The 16,969-nt window shown below is 67.0% G+C and carries 13 protein-coding genes and 1 tRNA gene; 9 read left to right on the top strand and 5 right to left on the bottom strand.

Annotated features, from left to right (window positions below; all coding sequences use genetic code 11):
* Positions 1–432: 432 nt before the first annotated feature.
* On the top strand, positions 433–1,137 hold the full coding sequence (locus DFO45_RS02365) for an outer membrane protein (RefSeq protein ID WP_348633835.1): 705 nt from the start codon (positions 433–435) through the stop codon (positions 1,135–1,137).
* 168 nt (positions 1,138–1,305) lie between these two features.
* Here the strand turns inward: DFO45_RS02365 and DFO45_RS02370 are convergent, their stop codons facing one another.
* Entirely contained in the window at positions 1,306–2,055 is a 750-nt protein-coding gene (locus DFO45_RS02370; protein WP_133863600.1) for an anti-sigma factor, read from the bottom strand.
* Positions 2,052–2,612, bottom strand: a complete 561-nt coding sequence (locus DFO45_RS02375; protein WP_245517927.1) for a sigma-70 family RNA polymerase sigma factor — start codon at positions 2,610–2,612, stop codon at positions 2,052–2,054. The genes DFO45_RS02370 and DFO45_RS02375 overlap by 4 nt, the downstream gene beginning before the upstream one ends.
* A 168-nt stretch (positions 2,613–2,780) precedes the next feature.
* Here DFO45_RS02375 and DFO45_RS02380 point away from each other — a divergent pair, with 168 nt between their 5' ends.
* Positions 2,781–3,560 (top strand): DUF4394 domain-containing protein, encoded by a 780-nt coding sequence (locus DFO45_RS02380; protein WP_133863602.1) that lies wholly within the window; start codon positions 2,781–2,783, stop codon positions 3,558–3,560.
* An 84-nt stretch (positions 3,561–3,644) separates the two neighbouring features.
* Here the strand turns inward: DFO45_RS02380 and DFO45_RS02385 are convergent, their stop codons facing one another.
* The gene (locus tag DFO45_RS02385) at positions 3,645–4,700 is read right to left on the bottom strand and encodes a GGDEF domain-containing protein (RefSeq protein ID WP_158304140.1); all 1,056 of its coding nucleotides are present in this window, start codon (positions 4,698–4,700) and stop codon (positions 3,645–3,647) included.
* Between the two features lie 323 nt (positions 4,701–5,023).
* Between DFO45_RS02385 and DFO45_RS02390 the strand changes: the two genes are divergently transcribed.
* Complete coding sequence (locus DFO45_RS02390) at positions 5,024–6,799, top strand: radical SAM protein (RefSeq protein WP_245517928.1); 1,776 nt, start codon at positions 5,024–5,026, stop codon at positions 6,797–6,799.
* Between the two features lie 32 nt (positions 6,800–6,831).
* Here the strand turns inward: DFO45_RS02390 and DFO45_RS02395 are convergent.
* Positions 6,832–6,908 (bottom strand) — tRNA-Arg (locus DFO45_RS02395).
* A gap of 797 nt (positions 6,909–7,705) precedes the next feature.
* Here DFO45_RS02395 and DFO45_RS02400 point away from each other — a divergent pair.
* The 6 genes from DFO45_RS02400 (at position 7,706) to DFO45_RS02425 (ending at position 14,602) form a co-directional block, all read left to right on the top strand.
* A complete protein-coding gene (locus DFO45_RS02400; protein WP_043880529.1) occupies positions 7,706–9,142 on the top strand; it encodes a M48 family metalloprotease in 1,437 nt (478 codons plus the stop codon).
* Between the two features lie 384 nt (positions 9,143–9,526).
* Positions 9,527–11,218 (top strand): 30S ribosomal protein S1, encoded by a 1,692-nt coding sequence (gene rpsA / locus DFO45_RS02405; protein WP_012172242.1) that lies wholly within the window; start codon positions 9,527–9,529, stop codon positions 11,216–11,218.
* A gap of 265 nt (positions 11,219–11,483) precedes the next feature.
* The gene (locus DFO45_RS02410; protein ID WP_133863603.1) at positions 11,484–12,770 is read left to right on the top strand and encodes a methyl-accepting chemotaxis protein; all 1,287 of its coding nucleotides are present in this window, start codon (positions 11,484–11,486) and stop codon (positions 12,768–12,770) included.
* Between the two features lie 129 nt (positions 12,771–12,899).
* Positions 12,900–13,871 carry a signal peptide peptidase SppA gene (gene sppA, locus DFO45_RS02415; protein ID WP_133863604.1) on the top strand — a complete coding sequence of 324 codons (972 nt, stop codon included), beginning with the start codon at positions 12,900–12,902 and terminating at the stop codon, positions 13,869–13,871.
* 108 nt (positions 13,872–13,979) lie between these two features.
* The gene (locus tag DFO45_RS02420) at positions 13,980–14,264 is read left to right on the top strand and encodes an integration host factor subunit beta (RefSeq protein ID WP_012172239.1); all 285 of its coding nucleotides are present in this window, start codon (positions 13,980–13,982) and stop codon (positions 14,262–14,264) included.
* An 11-nt stretch (positions 14,265–14,275) separates the two neighbouring features.
* On the top strand, positions 14,276–14,602 hold the full coding sequence (locus DFO45_RS02425) for a lipopolysaccharide assembly protein LapA domain-containing protein (RefSeq protein WP_133863605.1): 327 nt from the start codon (positions 14,276–14,278) through the stop codon (positions 14,600–14,602).
* A gap of 77 nt (positions 14,603–14,679) precedes the next feature.
* On the opposite strand, the gene DFO45_RS02430 is transcribed toward DFO45_RS02425, so the two are convergent.
* Positions 14,680–16,779 (bottom strand): methyl-accepting chemotaxis protein, encoded by a 2,100-nt coding sequence (locus DFO45_RS02430; protein WP_133863606.1) that lies wholly within the window; start codon positions 16,777–16,779, stop codon positions 14,680–14,682.
* Positions 16,780–16,969: the final 190 nt, after the last annotated feature.

Here is a 16,969-nt window from a genome sequence, read left to right on the forward strand (position 1 = left end):
CTTTTCACGCCGCCCTCCGGTGGCGGTATCTACCGGCGTTGCCGGTACTCTACAGCAAAGGTAAAGCTGACGAATCCCGGATAGCTGTTGCAGCGGGATCTTGGCCGTTACATCTGCCGCTTTGTGGCGACTTCGTGCATTTCCTGTGTTCGACCTGGCGTGATGCTGGTATCTTTCAACTTGTTCCCGCGTTTGATAGAAATTTATTTACCCTGCGCGCATCGGTGGAAAACCTCCTTCAGCTCTGCCCGGAGGTAAGAATGCACAACTGGTGCGCCAGTTTGATACCGTTTTAATCTCATAAGTTGTAAAAATGGCATCCGGCGCAACTTCGATGCGCGGTGCATCATTCCTTTGTTGCGATTACGCAACAGCTTTCCAGCGCCTGTCCTGTAGAAAGGAGGGCACCGGGGGTTGGTATCAAAGGTAATGATGATGAAGCGTCTTCTGCTCTCTTCCGCGATCGCTGCTGCGATCATCGCTCCGGCGTCCGCCGCCGACCTGTCCACCCGCTATCCCGTGAAGGCTCCGGTCGTCGCGGTTGTGCCGGTGTTCTCCTGGACCGGCTTCTACATCGGCGCCAACGCCGGCTTCGGCGGTGACAAGTACAACTACGACTTCGGCGCGCCGGGCTTCGGCTCCGCCACCGCCAACTCCTCCGGCTTCTTCGCCGGTGGACAGCTGGGCTACAACTACCAGTTCGCCAACAACGTCGTGCTCGGCCTCGAGACCGACATCCAGTGGTCGGGCATCGAGGGCGACACCACGCTCGCCTCCGGCGGCTCCGTGGCCAACCTGAACTCGTCGCTCGACTATTTCGGCACGGTTCGCGCCCGCGTCGGTTATGCGTTCGATCGGTTCCTGCCCTACATCACCGGCGGTTTCGCCTATGGTGAGAGCAAGACCTCGATCACCACGATCACCCCCACCACGCTGACCTTCGGCGAAGGCTCGGGCACCAAGACGGGCTGGACGCTCGGCGGCGGTGTTGAGTACGCCTTCACCAACAACTGGACGTTCAAGACCGAGTATCTGTACGTCGACCTCGACGACAGCAACTACGGCGTTGGCGCTGGTGCGGTGAACGTGGACAACAAGTTCCACACCGTGAAGGCCGGCATCAACTACAAGTTCTGATGCCGCGTGCCGGCCGCCCCGGCGGCCGGCACCTGTGTTTTCGACGAGCGGCGGCAGGTGCCCGACCGAGGCCTTCGGGCCGGGCGGCACCCGCTCCGCAGGGACACCAGACCTCCTTATCCGGCTCCGGCGGCTCCGCCCCGGGCCGGATTTTTCATGTCCGGCCCCTCACAGCGTGCGGCTGGCATTGCCCTTCATCAGGATCGGCCCGGTGGGGCGTCCGGTGGGTGAGCCGCCGGCCGGCTCGAGCGTCACCTCGAAGAGCTGATCCGCCACAGGGATGGGCAGTCCGTCGAGCTTGAGGTCGAGCGCGCGCATGGCGTCGGTGAGCCCCACCGAGATGGGGCCGCGCGTCCGGTCCCACAGGGTCCAGACCTGAAGCGCCTTGCCCTCCGGCGCGCGGATGGCTTCCAGCGGCACGAGTTCGGAGCGCCCGTCCCGGAAGGTGTTCACCACCGCCGCCGGGCGGTTCTGGTCGGAGATCAGCACCGCCACGAGCACCGGCGTCCGGGCGGCTTCGCGCAGCGCGGCGCCGAGCCCGATGGCGAGCGCCAGCGCCGCGGCCGCCGCCGTCACGCCGATGCCGCGCCACAGGGGCAGGTTGTCCCAGGCGCGCCCGCGCCGGAAGGGCACCACGCGGTCAGAGCCCGCATCCGCCGCGCGGGCCTCGGGTTCGCCCGGAGCCTGAGATGTCGCTGTGTCCGCCACGGAGGCGGAGATCCGCTCCCACAGGGCGGGGGAGGGCGGCACCGCGTCCGCCGTTGCATCGAGGCTGCCCAGCCGCCTGCGCCAGCCTGCGACCTCCGCTGCGAAGGCGGGATCGGTCTCGGCGAGGCGTGCGCAGCGTGCAGCTTCCTCGCCGCCCACGAGCCCGAGCACATATTCGCCCGCGAGGGCCGCGCGATCCTGCGGGCTCATGCCATGCACTCCCGCAGCGCCAGAAGGCCACGGCGGATCCAGGACTTCACCGTGCCGAGCGGCAGGCCGAGCCGTCCCGCCAGTTCGCCATGGGTGAGCCCGCGCGTATAGGCGAGCACGATCGCCTGCCGCCGCTGCGGCTCCAGTCGTTCAAGGCACTGCCGCAGCGCGCCGGACCGCGACAGCGCGCCCATCGCGTCCTCCGCCCCCCGTGTTTCGTCGGCGAGCGCATAGGGCTCGAAATCCTCCACCAGTTCCGTGCGCGCCTCGCCCCGCAGCACGTCGAGTGTGCGGTTGCGCAGGATGGCGAAGATCCAGCTTGCGGGCTCGCCCCGCTCAGGATCGAAGCTGCGTGCCCGCTCCCACACCCGCACGAAAGTGTCGTGCACCACCTCCTCGGCGAGATCGCGCCGGCGCAGCATGCGCAGGGCGACGCCGATCATCTGGGGCGCAAGCCGCTCATAGAGATGCCGCAGGCTGGCGGGATCGCGCCGCGCACAACCCTCCAGCGCGACGCGCAGGTCGTCCGATCGTGCGGGCGCGGTCTGTGTCGTCACGGTGCGTGGTTCCGAGTGTCGCAGGTGCTCATCGGGCACAACTACGTTGGGGCATGGCATACGGATGCAGCGCGCATTTTTATTTTTCCGCTGCATCCGGGCGCATCGCCCGCCGGGTATCCGCCGCGTCCCGCCGACAGGGCCGGACCTGAGAATGGAGAACCGGACATGAACCGCACGATGATCGCCTTCGCTTTCGTGGCCTCCGTTGCCGCCGGCACGGCAGAGGCCCAGACCGTGGTCGCGCTGCTGGATGGCGGCACCATGCTGGCCTCGGTGGATGGCAAGGCGTTGAAGGCCGGCAAGCCGGTCACGGTTTCCGGTGTGGCCGGGCGTCTCGTCGGCATCGACGTGCGGCCGGCGGACGGCATGCTCTACGGCCTCTTCGAGGACGGCACGCTGGCGACCCTCGATCCGGCCACCGGCGCCGCCACGGTAAAGGCGAAGCTCGATACCATGCTGCCGCGGGGCGTGACCGCCACCGTCGATTTCAATCCGGTCGCCGACCGTCTGCGCGTCATCGGCAGCGACGGCACGAACCTGCGCGTCAATGTGGATGACGGCAAGGTCGTGAAGGACGGCGCCCTGCGTTATGCGGACGGCGACATGCACAAGGGCGCAACGCCGAACGTGGTGGCCGGCGCCTATACCAATTCCGTGAAGGGGGCCAAGGAGACGGCGCTGTTCGACGTGGACGGCGCCCTCGCCGCGCTGGTGAAGCAGGCCCCGCCCAATGACGGCATCCTCAATGCCGTCGGCGCCTTCGGCATCAAGGCGCCCACCTATGCCTTCGACATCGCCACCACGGATGCCGGCAACGAGGGCTGGCTGATGGCGGGCGACACGCTCTACCGGGTGGAGCTTGCCACCGGCAAGGCGAAGGCGGCGGGCAAGGTGAGCGCCCTTGAAACCCCGGTCCGCGACATCGCCATCCTGCCTGCCATGTGAGTGGTGCGGTCCCCTGCGCCGCCGCCCGCCACGGACGGTGCACGGGGCCGGCAGAGGGGACCGGCGCGTGAGGCGCCGGTCGGCTCAGGCGGTGGCGCGCACGCGATTGCGGCCATCCGCCTTGGCCGCATACATGGCCATGTCGGCGCGCTGGAGCATCCAGTCGAGCGCCTGGTGGGGCGGCTGGCAGGCCGTCACGCCGACCGAGATGGTCACCCGCAGGGTCTCCTTGCCCACGGTGACGGGGCGCTCGGCCACCGCGAGGCGCACCTTGTCGGCGGCCGCGGTCGCATGGGCCAGATCCTGGCCGGGCATGATGATGGCGAACTCCTCGCCACCGATGCGCGCCACCAGATCCTGCGGGCGCGCGGCTCCGCTGATCGCATGCGCCACCGTTTGCAGCACGCTGTCGCCTGCGGCATGGCCGAAGCGGTCGTTGATCGCCTTGAAGTGATCCACGTCGATGAAGGCGAGGGCCAGCGGGGCACTCTCGCCATGGCCGCCCGCCAGTCCGGCAGCCGCATCGCGCAGTGCCGGCAGGTTCAGCAGGCCGGTCAGCGTGTCGTGGCGCGTGGCGTCCCGCAGGGCCGCATTGGCGGCCTCGATATTGTGCAGCGCCAGTTCCGCATGCCGGTTGTAGGCGTGGAACATGGCGGAGGTCATGACGATGCAGAAGCAGTAGGTGGACATGGCGAACAGTGAGACCGCGAGCGCCCCGGTCATGGCCGCTGCCCACACCATCACCAAAGCGCAGGCGACCGAAAACCAGCCGAACACCGGCCCCAGCACCAGAAAGCCGGTGCCGGTCAATGCCAGGGTCCAGAACGCCCGCATCTCGTCCTCGGGCACGAGGAACAGCGCCCGCGCGTAGAGGATGAAGCCCGCCACCAGATAGACCACACCGATGGGCCGGAAGGCCTTGGGGCGCCGCCGCAAGAGGATGAACAGGCCAATGGTCAGGCACAGAAAGATGATGTTGTCATAGAGGTGCGGCGGCTTGATTGGCGTGCGCCCCAGCAGCGTGGCGCCGATCACCAGCGCGCCGCACAAAAGGGCCGCGACCATCGAAATGGTAAGGACCAGTCGCTTCAGCCCGTTCAGCGCTTCCAGGGGCGCCCGCCTGTCGGTCTTCCGCAGCATGGCCCGGCTGCACTTTCTCCGTGAATCGGACGGTATTGATATCATGGCGACCGGGTGCGCAAGGCGGTCCTCGCTCCAGCGTGCGGTTAAGTCCCGAAGCGCACACGGTGCTGCGCCACGTTGCGTTGCGGAAACCGAGACAGGGCTAATCAGGGGTGGTACGGTCCCTTGCCGTCTCAGAGCCCGATGCGATCAGGCTGAGGCTGCCCGCGGTCAGGATTGAGGGGCCGGCGTGCAGCGTTCGACGGTTCGATCGGAATGCGGCCGATCGGAACGCCGGTTGGGACGGGGTCAGGTCTTTCCTCTTGCGAAAGCGCGCGCCCGTGACGGAACCACCGATCTCCCAGAAGCGGCGTTTTCAGCTCATTCTGATCAAGCCGTCCCATTATGACGATGACGGCTATGTGATCCGCTGGTGGCGGGCGATGATCCCGTCCAACACGCTGGCCGCGCTCTATGGCATCGCCTCCGATTGCGCCGCCCGGCGGGTGCTCGGGCCGGACGTTGACGTCGACATCCTCGCCATCGACGAGACCAATACCCGCATCGACATTCCCCGGCTGATCGCCCGGCTTGAGGAAGCCGGCGGCTTCGGCCTCGTGGCCCTCGTGGGCGTGCAGTCGAACCAGTATCCCCGTGCGCTCGACATCGCCCGGCCGTTCCGGGCGGCGGGGCTGCCGGTGATGATGGGCGGCTTCCATGTCTCCGGTTGCCTCGCCATGCTGGATGGCCATGCGGTGGGGCTCGATGCCTGCCGGGACATGGGCATCTCCATGTTCGCGGGCGAGGCGGAGGGCCGGCTCGATCAGGTGTTGCGCGATGCCGCCTCGGGCACGCTCGAGCCGCTCTACAATTTCATGAACGACCTGCCCGGCATCGGCGGCACGCCCGTGCCCTTCCTGCCCAAGACCTATGTGAGCCGCACCCTCGGCCTCAGCAGCAGTTTCGATGCCGGGCGGGGCTGCCCCTACCAGTGCTCCTTCTGCACCATCATCAATGTGCAGGGACGCCAGTCGCGCTTCCGCTCCGCCGACGACGTGGAGGACCTGGTCCGCCGCAACTGGGAACAGGGCATCAGCAAGTTCTTCATCACCGACGACAATTTCGCCCGCAACCGCGACTGGGAAGCGATCTTCGACCGGCTCATCGCGCTGAAGGAGCAGGAGCGCATCCCGCTGGGGCTGATGATCCAGGTGGACACGCTGTGCCACAACATCCCGAACTTCATTGAGAAGGCCAAGCGCGCCGGGGTGACGCGCGTCTTCATCGGCCTCGAGAACATCAATCCGGACAATCTGGCCGAGGCCAAGAAGCGGCAGAACAAGATCACCGAATATCGCAAGATGCTGCTGGCCTGGAAGGCGCAGGGCATCATTACCATCGCCGGCTACATCCTCGGCTTCCCGGCGGATACGCCTGAAAGCATCCGGCGCGACATCGGCATCATCCAGCGGGAGCTGCCGCTTGATATCGTCGAGTTCTTCTGCCTGACACCCCTGCCGGGCTCGGAAGATCACCAGAAGCTCTGGCGCGCCAAGGTGCCCATGGATGGCGATCTCAACATCTATGACGTGGAACACGTCTGCACAGCGCACGCCGCGATGAGCAAGACGGAGTGGGAGGCCATCTATCAGGAAGCCTGGGCGCTCTATTACAGTCCCGCCCACATGCGCACCCTGATGCGGCGGGCGGTGGCCACGGGCGTGTCCGTGTCCAGCCTCGTGAAGCTGCTGGTCACCTTCTCCACCGCAGTCCCCATCGAGAAGGTGCACCCGCTCCAGGCGGGGATCCTGCGCCTGCGCCATCCCTCAGAGCGGCGGCCGGACCTGTCCCGCGAACCCGCGCTCGCCTTCTGGCTTCGTTTCCTGTGGCAGACGCTCCGGCGCAATGCGGCGGTGGTTGGCCGCATCGCCGGCCTCATGCTCATGGCCCGCTCGGTGCTCAAGGAGAAGGGGGTGGGCGCCTATCACGATCAGGCCCTGACGCCGGTCGGGGCGGAGGACGACGGTCTCGATCTTCTCACCAAGACCAGCGGCGGCCAGAAGGCCGTGGCCCATGCCCGCAAGGTGGCGCAGCTCACGCATGGTCCCGCGGCTTGAAGGCGGCCCGTCCAAGCGTGTGACGGAGACGGTGGCCTCCCGGAAGGGAATCGAACCCCTGACCCCAGGTTTAGGAAACCTGTGCTCTATCCTGCTGAGCTACCGGGAGATGCCTGACCGCTTCTGCGTCCCCGGCCGGAAACCGGACCGAAGCACGCGCCGCATATGACCGCGTTCACCGGCCGCTTTCAAGAGCAGGGCGGGAAGGCCGATCCCTGCGCGTCCGGCGGACGGCGTGCATCACGATCCCCTATGTAGCGGATGCGGGCGACGGGGGAAAGACGGCGTAAGAAAGGGTGAACAGGCCGGTGTGCGCGGAAGCTGGAGGCCGCGTGCCCGTTCCGTTAGGGTGCGCCGCAGAAAACAGGGGTCCGGGTGATCGCCTTGGGGCACCTCGCACGTCTGGCGATGATGGGTTCGGCGCGGTCTGCCTCTGGTGTGTCCGAGCCGGGACGATGCGGCTCCCGACAGCGCCGCACAATCCAACCACCCCAAAAATCGCCGCGTGTTGAGGAACCTGGCGCCACGTTTTCACGATATGGCCTCGCTCCCGCCATCTTGGGCGGCCCAATGTTGGAAAGGTCAACTGGTGTTTCCGCACCGGCGCTGCCGTTGCTGAGATGGCCGGCGGGCGTGGGAAGCGGACGCGAGAGAGCCGGTGCAAAATCGGGACGGGCCGCAAGTCTGTTCACTTCTTGTTCTGGTTCGGTGTGTCAGATGGCGAAGCGCGAACCGGGGCTCGGTTCGCGAAGGGCTCTGCGGGCGCTGGGGCAGCGTCGCGTGGTCCGCATGTGAGATGGACGTTCGGCTGGGAGAGAGGACGCGGTGACGTCGGCCACGGCAAGGGAGAAGGGCAGGGGCCTCGTGCGGGCCCGCGTCGCGCGCGCGGGGCGCTCGACCTGTGCCATGCTCACGCTTGTCGGTCTGCTCACGGGATGCGCCGGGGTCGATCTCGACCGCTCCACCGTGCCGCTCACCCAGTCCAAGCTTTCCGCTGCCGACACCGCGGACATGAGCCCGGCGCAGCGCCGCGAGCATGAGCGTCTCGTGGCGAGCTATGGCGGGGCCTATGACGATCCCGAGCTGAAGGCGCTGATCCAGCAGGTGGTGGAGCGTCTGGTCGCGGCCTCCGAGCGCCCGGACCTGAAATATCGCGTCACCGTCCTCAATTCGCCCGCCATCAACGCCTTCGCACTGCCCGACGGATCGCTCTATGTGACGCGCGGTCTGCTGGCGCTCGCCAACGACACGTCCGAAATGTCGTCCGTGCTCGCCCATGAGATGGCCCACGTGATCGCCCGCCACGCCTCCATCCGCGAGGATCAGGTGAAGCAGGCCGTGCTGGTGAGCCGCGTCATTTCCGACGTGGTGGCGGACCAGAACATGGGCGCCCTCGCCATGCAGAAGAGCCGGCAGACGCTGGCCACCTTCTCGCGCGGGCAGGAACTGGAGGCGGACGCCATCGGCGTGGGCATCGCCGCGCGCGCGGGATTCGATCCCTATGGTGCGTCGCGCTTCCTCACCGACATGGGCAAGCAGGCGAGCCTGCGCACCAGCGCCTTCGGTGGCGCATCGTCCACGACGCCGGACATGGACTTCCTTGCCACCCATCCGGCGACGCCCGACCGCATCTCCATCGCCATCGCCAATGCGCGCGAGTATGCGGCGCCGGGCGCGGGCGAGCGGGACAAGGCGGCCTATCTCGCCGCCATCGATGGCATGGTCTATGGCGACGATCCGAAGGAAGGCTATGTGCGGGGGCGGAACTTCTTCCATCCCAAGCTCGGCTTCACCTTCACCGCGCCGGAGGGCTTCTCGCTGGAGAACACCTCCCAGGCGGTCCTGGGCGCCACAGCCAACGGATCCGAGGCGCTGCGGCTTGATGCGGTGCGCGTGTCCGGCGACCAGAGCCTTGGCCAGTATCTCGCCTCCGGCTGGATCGATGGGGTCGAGATCAATTCGGTGGAGAGCCTTTCGGTCAACGGCTTTACGGCCGCGACGGCGGTGGCGCGCGGCGACCAGTGGTCGTTCCGCATGTTCGCCATCCGCTTCGGCTCGGACGTCTATCGCCTGATCTTCGCCGCCCGCAACCTGACGCCGGAACTCGACAAGCAGTTCCGCGCCGCCGCCTCGACCTTCCGGCGTGTGGCAAGCGACGAGGCCCAGTCCGTGAAGCCGCTGCGCATCCGCATCGTGACAGTGGGGATCGGCGATACGGTGGAGAAGATGGCGGGCCGCATGCAGGTGGCGGACCATCCCATGGAACGCTTCCTGATCCTCAACGGTCTCGATCGCGACGCCAAGCTCGCCTACGGGAGCAAGGTGAAGATCGTCGTCGAATAGCGATACGGGCGTTCGTGGCCCCTGGGCGCCGCCGGTGCCGCCCGAAAACGACGGAAAAGCGGCGCAGGGGCATCCAAATGCTGCCGCGAACCCTTGCGGATGGCCGGGTTTTCCACTAGGTAACCCCCGTTCCTGGCCGCTCATACCCTCGTGGAAGCTGTCCGGGCGGGCCGATGGCGCGGGATACGTGCTGTCGCGACACGGAGGTTGTCCCGCCTTTGGCTTCCCCGCGCAGCGCCGCGGACACCCCAACATGCTTCGTATCGCGCGGTCTTTGCGCCGGCCCATCGGATCTTCCGATGGCGGTTCGGGTGTCTCCCGGGCCATCCGCACGATACGGGCGTCCCAACACGAGACGCCGGCGCCAGACAGTTCGGAGACTAGATGTCCGCCGTAGAAACCACGCGTGATGATTTCGCCGCCCTCCTCGATGAGAGCTTCGGCCGTGCCGACCTTCAGGAAGGTGCCGTCGTCCGCGGTATTGTGGTCGCCATCGAGAAGGATCTGGCGATCATCGATATCGGTCTGAAGACCGAAGGCCGTGTCGCGCTGCGCGAATTCGCCGGCCCCGGCCGCGAGAACCCCATCAAGGTGGGTGACGAGGTCGAGGTCTACCTCGAGCGCGTCGAGAACGCGATGGGCGAGGCCGTCCTCTCCCGCGACAAGGCCCGCCGTGAAGAAAGCTGGGTCAAGCTCGAGAAGGCGTTCAACGCCGGCGAGAAGGTCTCCGGTGTCATCTTCAATCAGGTCAAGGGCGGCTTCACCGTCGATCTCGACGGCGCCGTGGCCTTCCTGCCGCGCTCGCAGGTGGACATCCGTCCGATCCGCGATGTCGCCCCGCTGATGCACAATCAGCAGCCCTTCCAGATCCTCAAGATGGATCGCCGCCGCGGCAACATCGTCGTGTCGCGCCGTACGGTCCTCGAGGAAACCCGCGCCGAGCAGCGCCACGAGCTGGTCCAGAACCTCGAAGAGGGTCAGGCCATCGAGGGTGTGGTCAAGAACATCACCGATTACGGTGCGTTCGTTGACCTCGGCGGCATCGACGGCCTGCTGCATGTCACCGACATTGCGTGGCGCCGCGTGAACCACCCCACCGAAGTGCTGAACATCGGCCAGACGGTGAAGGTGAAGATCATCAAGATCAACCACGAGACGCACCGCATCTCGCTGGGCATGAAGCAGCTCCTCGGCGATCCGTGGGAGGGCATCGAGGCCAAGTATCCGGTGGAGGCCCGCTTCAAGGGTCGCGTCACCAACATCACGGACTACGGCGCGTTCGTCGAGCTGGAGCCGGGCATCGAAGGCCTGATCCACGTGTCCGAGATGAGCTGGACCAAGAAGAACGTCCACCCCGGCAAGATCGTCTCCACCTCCCAGGAAGTGGAAGTTCAGGTGCTCGAGGTGGATCCCGCCAAGCGCCGCATCTCGCTCGGTCTCAAGCAGACCCTGCAGAATCCGTGGGAAGCCTTCGGCGAGAAGTATGCCCCCGGCGCGGTCGTGGAAGGCGAAGTCAAGAACAAGACCGAGTTCGGTCTGTTCCTCGGCCTCGACGGCGATGTGGACGGCATGGTCCACCTCTCCGACCTCGACTGGAACCGTCCGGGCGAGCAGGTCATCGACGAGTTCCGCAAGGGTGACGTGGTGAAGGCGGTCGTTCTCGACGTGGACGTCGAGAAGGAGCGCATCTCGCTCGGCATCAAGCAGCTCGCGGGCGATCCCTTCGCGGACGCCGGCGACGTGAAGAAGGGCTCCATCGTCACCTGCGAAGTCACCGACGTGAAGGACGGCGGCATCGAGGTGAAGCTGACGGGCACGGACCTGTCCACCTTCATCAAGCGCTCCGAGCTGGCCCGCGATCGCAACGACCAGCGCCCCGAGCGCTTCTCGGTCGGCGAGAAGCTCGACGCCCGCGTCACCCTGTTCGACCGCAAGGCGCGCAAGGTGCAGGTGTCGGTGAAGGCGCTCGAGATCGCCGAAGAGAAGGAAGCCGTCGCGCAGTACGGTTCTCAGGACTCCGGCGCTTCGCTGGGCGACATCCTGGGCGCCGCCCTCAAGCAGCGTTCCGGCGAGTGATCGCCGCGGCCTGAACGGGCCGCTTCGCACCAAGATCGGAAAGGCCGGCCATCGCGCCGGCCTTTTCTGTTTCCGGCTCACCGTCGCGCCCCTGCAAGTCCATGTGGCGGTATCAAAATCCGCGATTGCGGCACCGCACCAAATCCGCTTGCGCGATGTGGGCCAAGGCAAGCCTGGCACCAGCCTCGCCGCTCAACGATCCGCTCCAACGACGGCAGTCGCCCGCTTCGTTCATTGCATCGAGCAAGGGTTGAGGGAGGTTTTGATGGCTCTTCCAGGTTGGTCCAAATCGGCGCCTGTGGCCGAATCCTCGGATCTCGCGCTTCTGACGGCCATCTTCGACACGCTGACCACGCCGGTCTTCGTCCGCTGCATCAAGCCGGGCGAGGAGAAGGTGGTCTATGCCAACGGCCCCTTCCTCACGGCGATGCAGATCACCCGACGCGAGGATCTGGTGGGCAAGCCGCCGACCAATATCTTCGCGCCCGTGCAGCCGGGCAACCTGACGCCGGCCGCCTTCGTGAAGAGCGTCGAAGCCGGCATCAAGCGCGACGGCGAATGGGCCGGATCCGCCATCTACCGCCGCAGGGACGGCTCGGATTTCGAGGTGATCGCCCACGTGCGACCCTTCACCTTCCAGGGCAAGCCGCACCTTCTGGCCCAGTTGCAGGACATGAACAGCGTCGCCGCCGTGGCGCGCCGCCGCGAAGCCTTCACCAAGCTCGCCGACACGCTGGAAGGCGAGGTTGGCACCTCCATGGCGGCCATCGCCAATGCGGCGACCCAGCTCAACAGCGTGGTCTCGGTGCTCGCCCGCTCGGCGGCGGCCGCCGCCGGCCAGACGGACGGCCTCGTCTCCATCAATGACCGCACCGGCTCCAGCGTCGTGAGCGTCGCGGAAGAGACCGACGGGCTCATCTCCTCCATGACCGCCATCGGCGACCAGGCCCAGCGCTCCACGGGTATCGCCGGCAATGCCGCCCGGCAGGCTTCGGATACGCAGGAGATCGTCAACCGGCTCGTGGCCGCCGCCGAGCGGATCGGGGACGTGGTGAAGCTGATCCAGTCGATCGCCTCCCAGACCAACCTCCTGGCGCTCAACGCCACCATCGAGGCGGCGCGGGCCGGCGAGAGCGGCAAGGGCTTCGCGGTGGTCGCCTCCGAGGTGAAGTCGCTCGCCCAGCAGACCGCCAAGGCGACCGAGGACATCGCCGCCCAGATCAACGACATCCAGGCCGTCACGACGCAGACGGTGGATGCCATCCGGTCCATCTCCGGCACCATCGAGCAGATCAACGACATTTCCCGCACCATTGCCGACACGGTGCAGGTGCAGTCAGGTGCCGCACGGCGCATCTCCGAGAACGTCAGTCTGGCCTCCAACGGCACCCGCGACGTGGCCCATGCGGTCGCGACCGTGGCGCAGGCGGCGCAGGAGACCTCCGGCGCCGTGGATCAGGTGCGGACCTCCGTCGACGTGGTATCGAGCCAAGCCAGCCGCCTGGAGCAGCAGGTGAAGAGCTTCGTCGCCAATCTGCGCACGCAGTCCTGATCGGCAGGCACCGCCGCAGGCGGCAAACGGAGCGGCGCCCCCCGCGGCGTCGCATCCGGCGGGTGCCGCTTGCCAAGGCCGGATGCCGCAGCTTAAGTGCGGCGCTCGGCGGGGGCAGGAGGCAGGTCAATGTCGCTCGATGTGGATCAGATCGTGGATCGCCGCCGCTTGCGCCGCAAGCTCACCTTCTGGCGGGTGGTTGGCGTTCTCGCCGTTGTCGCGGCTGTGGCGGTCGGCTCCTATGTGGCCGTCGGCCGGACGGTCCTCGCCTCCTCGCCCCATGTGGCGCGCGTGGTCATCGGCGGCATCATCCGCAACGACCGCGACCGGGTGAAGATGCTGGAGGAGATCGGCCGCTCCAACGCGCGGGCGGTCATCGTGTCCATCGACAGCCCCGGCGGCACGGTGACGGGAGCGGAACAGCTCTATGACGCGCTGCGCCAGCTCGCCGCCAAGAAGCCCGTGGTGGCCGTGGTGGAAGGCATGGCGGCCTCCGGCGGCTACATCGCCGCCATCGGCTCCGACCACATCGTCTCCCGCCGCAACGCCATGGTGGGCTCCATCGGCGTGATCTTCCAGTTTCCGAACGTCACCGACCTGCTCGGCAAGATCGGCGTGACGGTGGAAGACATCAAATCGTCTCCGCTCAAGGCGGCGCCCAACGGCTACCAGCCCACGAGCCCCGAGGCCCGGGCGGCCATCAATTCCCTCGTGGTGGACAGCTACGGATGGTTCAAGGGCCTCGTCTCCGAGCGGCGCAAGCTCTCCGACGCGCGGCTCGCCGAAGTCTCCGACGGACGCGTCTTCACCGGCCATCAGGGCCTTGCGCTCCAGCTCGTGGACGAGCTGGGCGACGAACGCACGGCGCGGGCCTGGCTGGCGCGCGAGAAGGGCATTCCCGAGAACCTGCGGGTGCGCACCTGGAAGTCCGAGAGCATGGGCAGCGAGTTCGGCTGGCTGCGGGGCGCGGCGGGTGCGATCGCCAGCGCGCTCGGCTTCGACACCGTGGCCGGCATTCTGTCGCAAGCCACGCAGGCAGCCTTTGAAAAGGCTCAGCTTGACGGACTTTTGGCCCTCTGGCAGGCTCCCGCGCAGAATTAAAGAGTAGGGTGCGGCCGTGGGCGGCGGCTAATCCTGGATCCTGCCCGGTCTGGGCGTTTCTCCGGGTCCATCCGTCTTCAGCCGGTCGCGAGGGGAAGCAGTCGGGACATGATCAAGTCTGAACTCGTGCAGAAGATTGCCGAAGCCAATCCGCACCTCTACCAGCGCGACGTCGAGAACATCGTCAACGCCATCCTCGACCAGATCGTGGATGCCCTGGCCCAGGGCGACCGCGTGGAACTGCGCGGCTTCGGCGCGTTCTCGGTGAAGCAGCGTGAGGCCCGCACCGGCCGCAACCCGCGCACCGGCAAGCAGGTGGACGTGTCCTCCAAGGTCGTGCCCTATTTCAAGACCGGCAAGGAGATGCGCGAGCGTCTCAACGGCGCGGCGTGAGCAGCGCACCCGTGGGACGCCTTCTCGCCGTCATCATCGGTCTTCCGGTCTCGGTGGCCATCGTCGCTCTGGCGGTGGCCAATCGGCGCCCGGTGACGCTCTCGCTCGATCCCTTCTCGCCCGATACACCGGTCATCTCGGTGACGGTGCCGCTGTTTGCGGTCATCTTCGGCGCGCTCATCCTCGGGCTCGTCATTGGCGGCCTCGTCACATGGGCGCGGCAGGGACGCTATCGCCGGGCCGCGCGGCGCGCCCGCCGCGATCTTGCGGAGGCGGAAGTGCGCCACGAGGCGCAGATGGCCACCGCTACCGCCCTTCCGGCGGTGGTCCGCCGCTGACGTTCCCGACGCCGGGCCGCTTCAGGATCTAAAGACAGACGGCCGGGCCCACGCCCGGCCGTCTGCGTTTGGAGGCCTCAGGCAGCGCGGACCGTCTCAAGGAAGCGGCGCATTTCCACTTCCAACTGCTTGGCCTGATCGCTGAGGGCCGAGGAGGCGTTGAGCACCTCGTGGGCCGCGGCCCCGGTCTCCTGCGCCGTGCGGGCGACGTCGGTGATGTGGCCGGTCACGGAATTGGTGCCGGTGGCCGCCTGATCCACATTGCGGACGATCTCCCGCGTGGCGATGCCCTGTTCCTCCACGGCGGCCGAAATGCCGGTGGCCACATCGCTCATGCTGCGGATCTGCTGGCCCACGCTCTCGATGACCTTCACCGCCTCTTGCGTCGTGGACTGGATGGCATTCACCTGCGCGGCGATCTCTTCCGTCGCCTTGCCGGTCTGGTTGGCCAGTTCCTTCACTTCAGAGGCCACCACGGCGAAGCCCTTGCCGGCGTCTCCCGCGCGGGCGGCCTCGATGGTCGCGTTCAGCGCCAGAAGGTTGGTCTGGGAGGCGATGGTGTTGATGAGCTCCACCACCGCGCCGATGCGGGCCGCGGCCTGGGCGAGCTCGCGCATCACCGCGCCGGTCCGGTCCGCCTCGGCCACGGCGCTCGAGGACATCTGCGAGGACTGCATCACCTGACGGGAAATCTCCTCCACCGAGGCACCCAGCTCCTCCGCCGAAGAAGCGACCATGATCACGTTGGTGGAGGCCTCCTCCGCCGCCGCGGCCACGGCCGTGGAGCGCGTGGAGGTCTGCTCCGCCGCCCGGCTCATGGACTGGGCGGTCTGGAGCAGGATGCCCGACGAACTGGCCACTTGACCGATGATGCCGCCGACGGCCGCCTCGAAGCGGGCGGCGAGGTCCAGCATGGCGGCGCGGCGCTGGGCCTCCGTGGCGCGGCGGTTTTCCTCCGCCTCGCGCTCCATCTGGCGGTTGCGCAGCAGGCTTTCCTTGAAGATGAGGAGCGTCTTGGCCATGGCGCCGATCTCGTCGTGGCGGGCCGTGCCCGGTACCTCGACCTCCAGATGCCCGCCGGCGACGTCCTCCATCACGGCGGTGAGGTGCGAGATGGGCCGCACCACGCGGCCGACGACCACCGCGAGGCCCGCGCCCGCGAGGGCAAGGGAAACGAGCAGCACGACGGCATAGATGAGGGCCGTGGTGCGGGCATTGTCCTCATTGGCGTCGGCGATATCGGCGAGGCTGTTCACGGCGACGCCCGCCACATCGGCGAAGTTGGCGAGGCCGATCTCGATGGGCTGGCGCCAGTCCGGCAGGGAGACGCCGCTCTTCTCGCCACGGGTGATGCGGTTGACGATGCCGTCGCGCAGCGTCTTGAACGTGCCCGCGAAATAGAAGTCCTGCGCGGTCTGGGCGGCCTTGCGCAGAGCGGGCGGCGCATTGTCGGCCATGGCGATCTCGACCACCGCGCCCCAGGCCACATCCGCCTTGGCGTCATTGGCGAAGAGCGACTTCGTTTCTTCGGCGGTGAGGGGGCGGTCCTGCGCGACGGCGGCATTGATGAGCAGCGTGGAGATGCCGGTATAGGTGCGCGTGGCCCAGCCCATGGCGCGGGCGAGGATCAGCTGCGACAGCGTGGGATCGAGCGAGCGGATGTCGGCCTCCACTTCCGTGGACAGGCGCTCCAGCGTATCCAGCAGCTTGCCGCCGTCGGCGGCGAACCGCTGGCCCACCGAGCCATCGCGGCGCTCCGGCGCCAGCGCGAGCTGGTCGTCCACCTGGCGGCGCAGGCCCTTCACGGTTTCGAACTGGCCTTGCAGATCCTTGATCAGCGCCGCCACCTTGGCATCCATGAAAGGGTAGGTCCTGAAGGCGACGAGCGCGGCCTCAAGCGCGGGGGTCACCTTCTCGCGGCGGCTCGCGATGTTGGCGACATTACGCTGGTTCTTGTCGCTGGCGAGCGCGAGGGCGATGCCGGCCTCGCCGCGCTCGAAGCGGAAATTCGCCAGCCCGTCGTAGAGATTGCGGTCGATATGCGCGAGTGTCGTCGCCTGACCGGCAGAGACGTAGGCCTTGTAGGCGGTGCGCAAGGCCACCGCACAGAGGATCGCGACGATCAGGCTGATGAGGCAGAACAGGCTGATCAGCGTGGTCTTGATGGTCAAACGCATGATGCGCGCTCCAGCGGAAGGAATTGGTTCCACTGGGGGGTGTTCAAGCTTGCCTCAACCTAGAGTCGACCAGGGTCTCACGCGCACGTGATTGCTTGTCTGGTCCTGTATTTCGTCAGGTTGGCTGAAATTAAGTCGGCTGAATTTCTTGCGATATCTGGCCGTCGCGGCAGAGGGATTGGTGGAAGAT

Source organism: Azorhizobium sp. AG788 (assembly GCF_004364705.1).
GTDB classification, from domain to species: domain Bacteria; phylum Pseudomonadota; class Alphaproteobacteria; order Rhizobiales; family Xanthobacteraceae; genus Azorhizobium; species Azorhizobium caulinodans.

Coding starts and splice junctions, on each gene's coding strand:
- DFO45_RS02400 (WP_043880529.1), top strand. CDS start 7,706: ATGCTCACGCTTGTCGGTCTGCTCACGGGATGCGCCGGGGTCGATCTC.
- DFO45_RS02385 (WP_158304140.1), bottom strand. CDS start 4,700: ATGCTGCGGAAGACCGACAGGCGGGCGCCCCTGGAAGCGCTGAACGGG.
- DFO45_RS02430 (WP_133863606.1), bottom strand. CDS start 16,779: ATGCGTTTGACCATCAAGACCACGCTGATCAGCCTGTTCTGCCTCATC.
- DFO45_RS02420 (WP_012172239.1), top strand. CDS start 13,980: ATGATCAAGTCTGAACTCGTGCAGAAGATTGCCGAAGCCAATCCGCAC.
- DFO45_RS02370 (WP_133863600.1), bottom strand. CDS start 2,055: ATGAGCCCGCAGGATCGCGCGGCCCTCGCGGGCGAATATGTGCTCGGG.
- DFO45_RS02410 (WP_133863603.1), top strand. CDS start 11,484: ATGGCTCTTCCAGGTTGGTCCAAATCGGCGCCTGTGGCCGAATCCTCG.
- DFO45_RS02380 (WP_133863602.1), top strand. CDS start 2,781: ATGAACCGCACGATGATCGCCTTCGCTTTCGTGGCCTCCGTTGCCGCC.
- sppA (WP_133863604.1), top strand. CDS start 12,900: ATGTCGCTCGATGTGGATCAGATCGTGGATCGCCGCCGCTTGCGCCGC.
- rpsA (WP_012172242.1), top strand. CDS start 9,527: ATGTCCGCCGTAGAAACCACGCGTGATGATTTCGCCGCCCTCCTCGAT.
- DFO45_RS02365 (WP_348633835.1), top strand. CDS start 433: ATGATGAAGCGTCTTCTGCTCTCTTCCGCGATCGCTGCTGCGATCATC.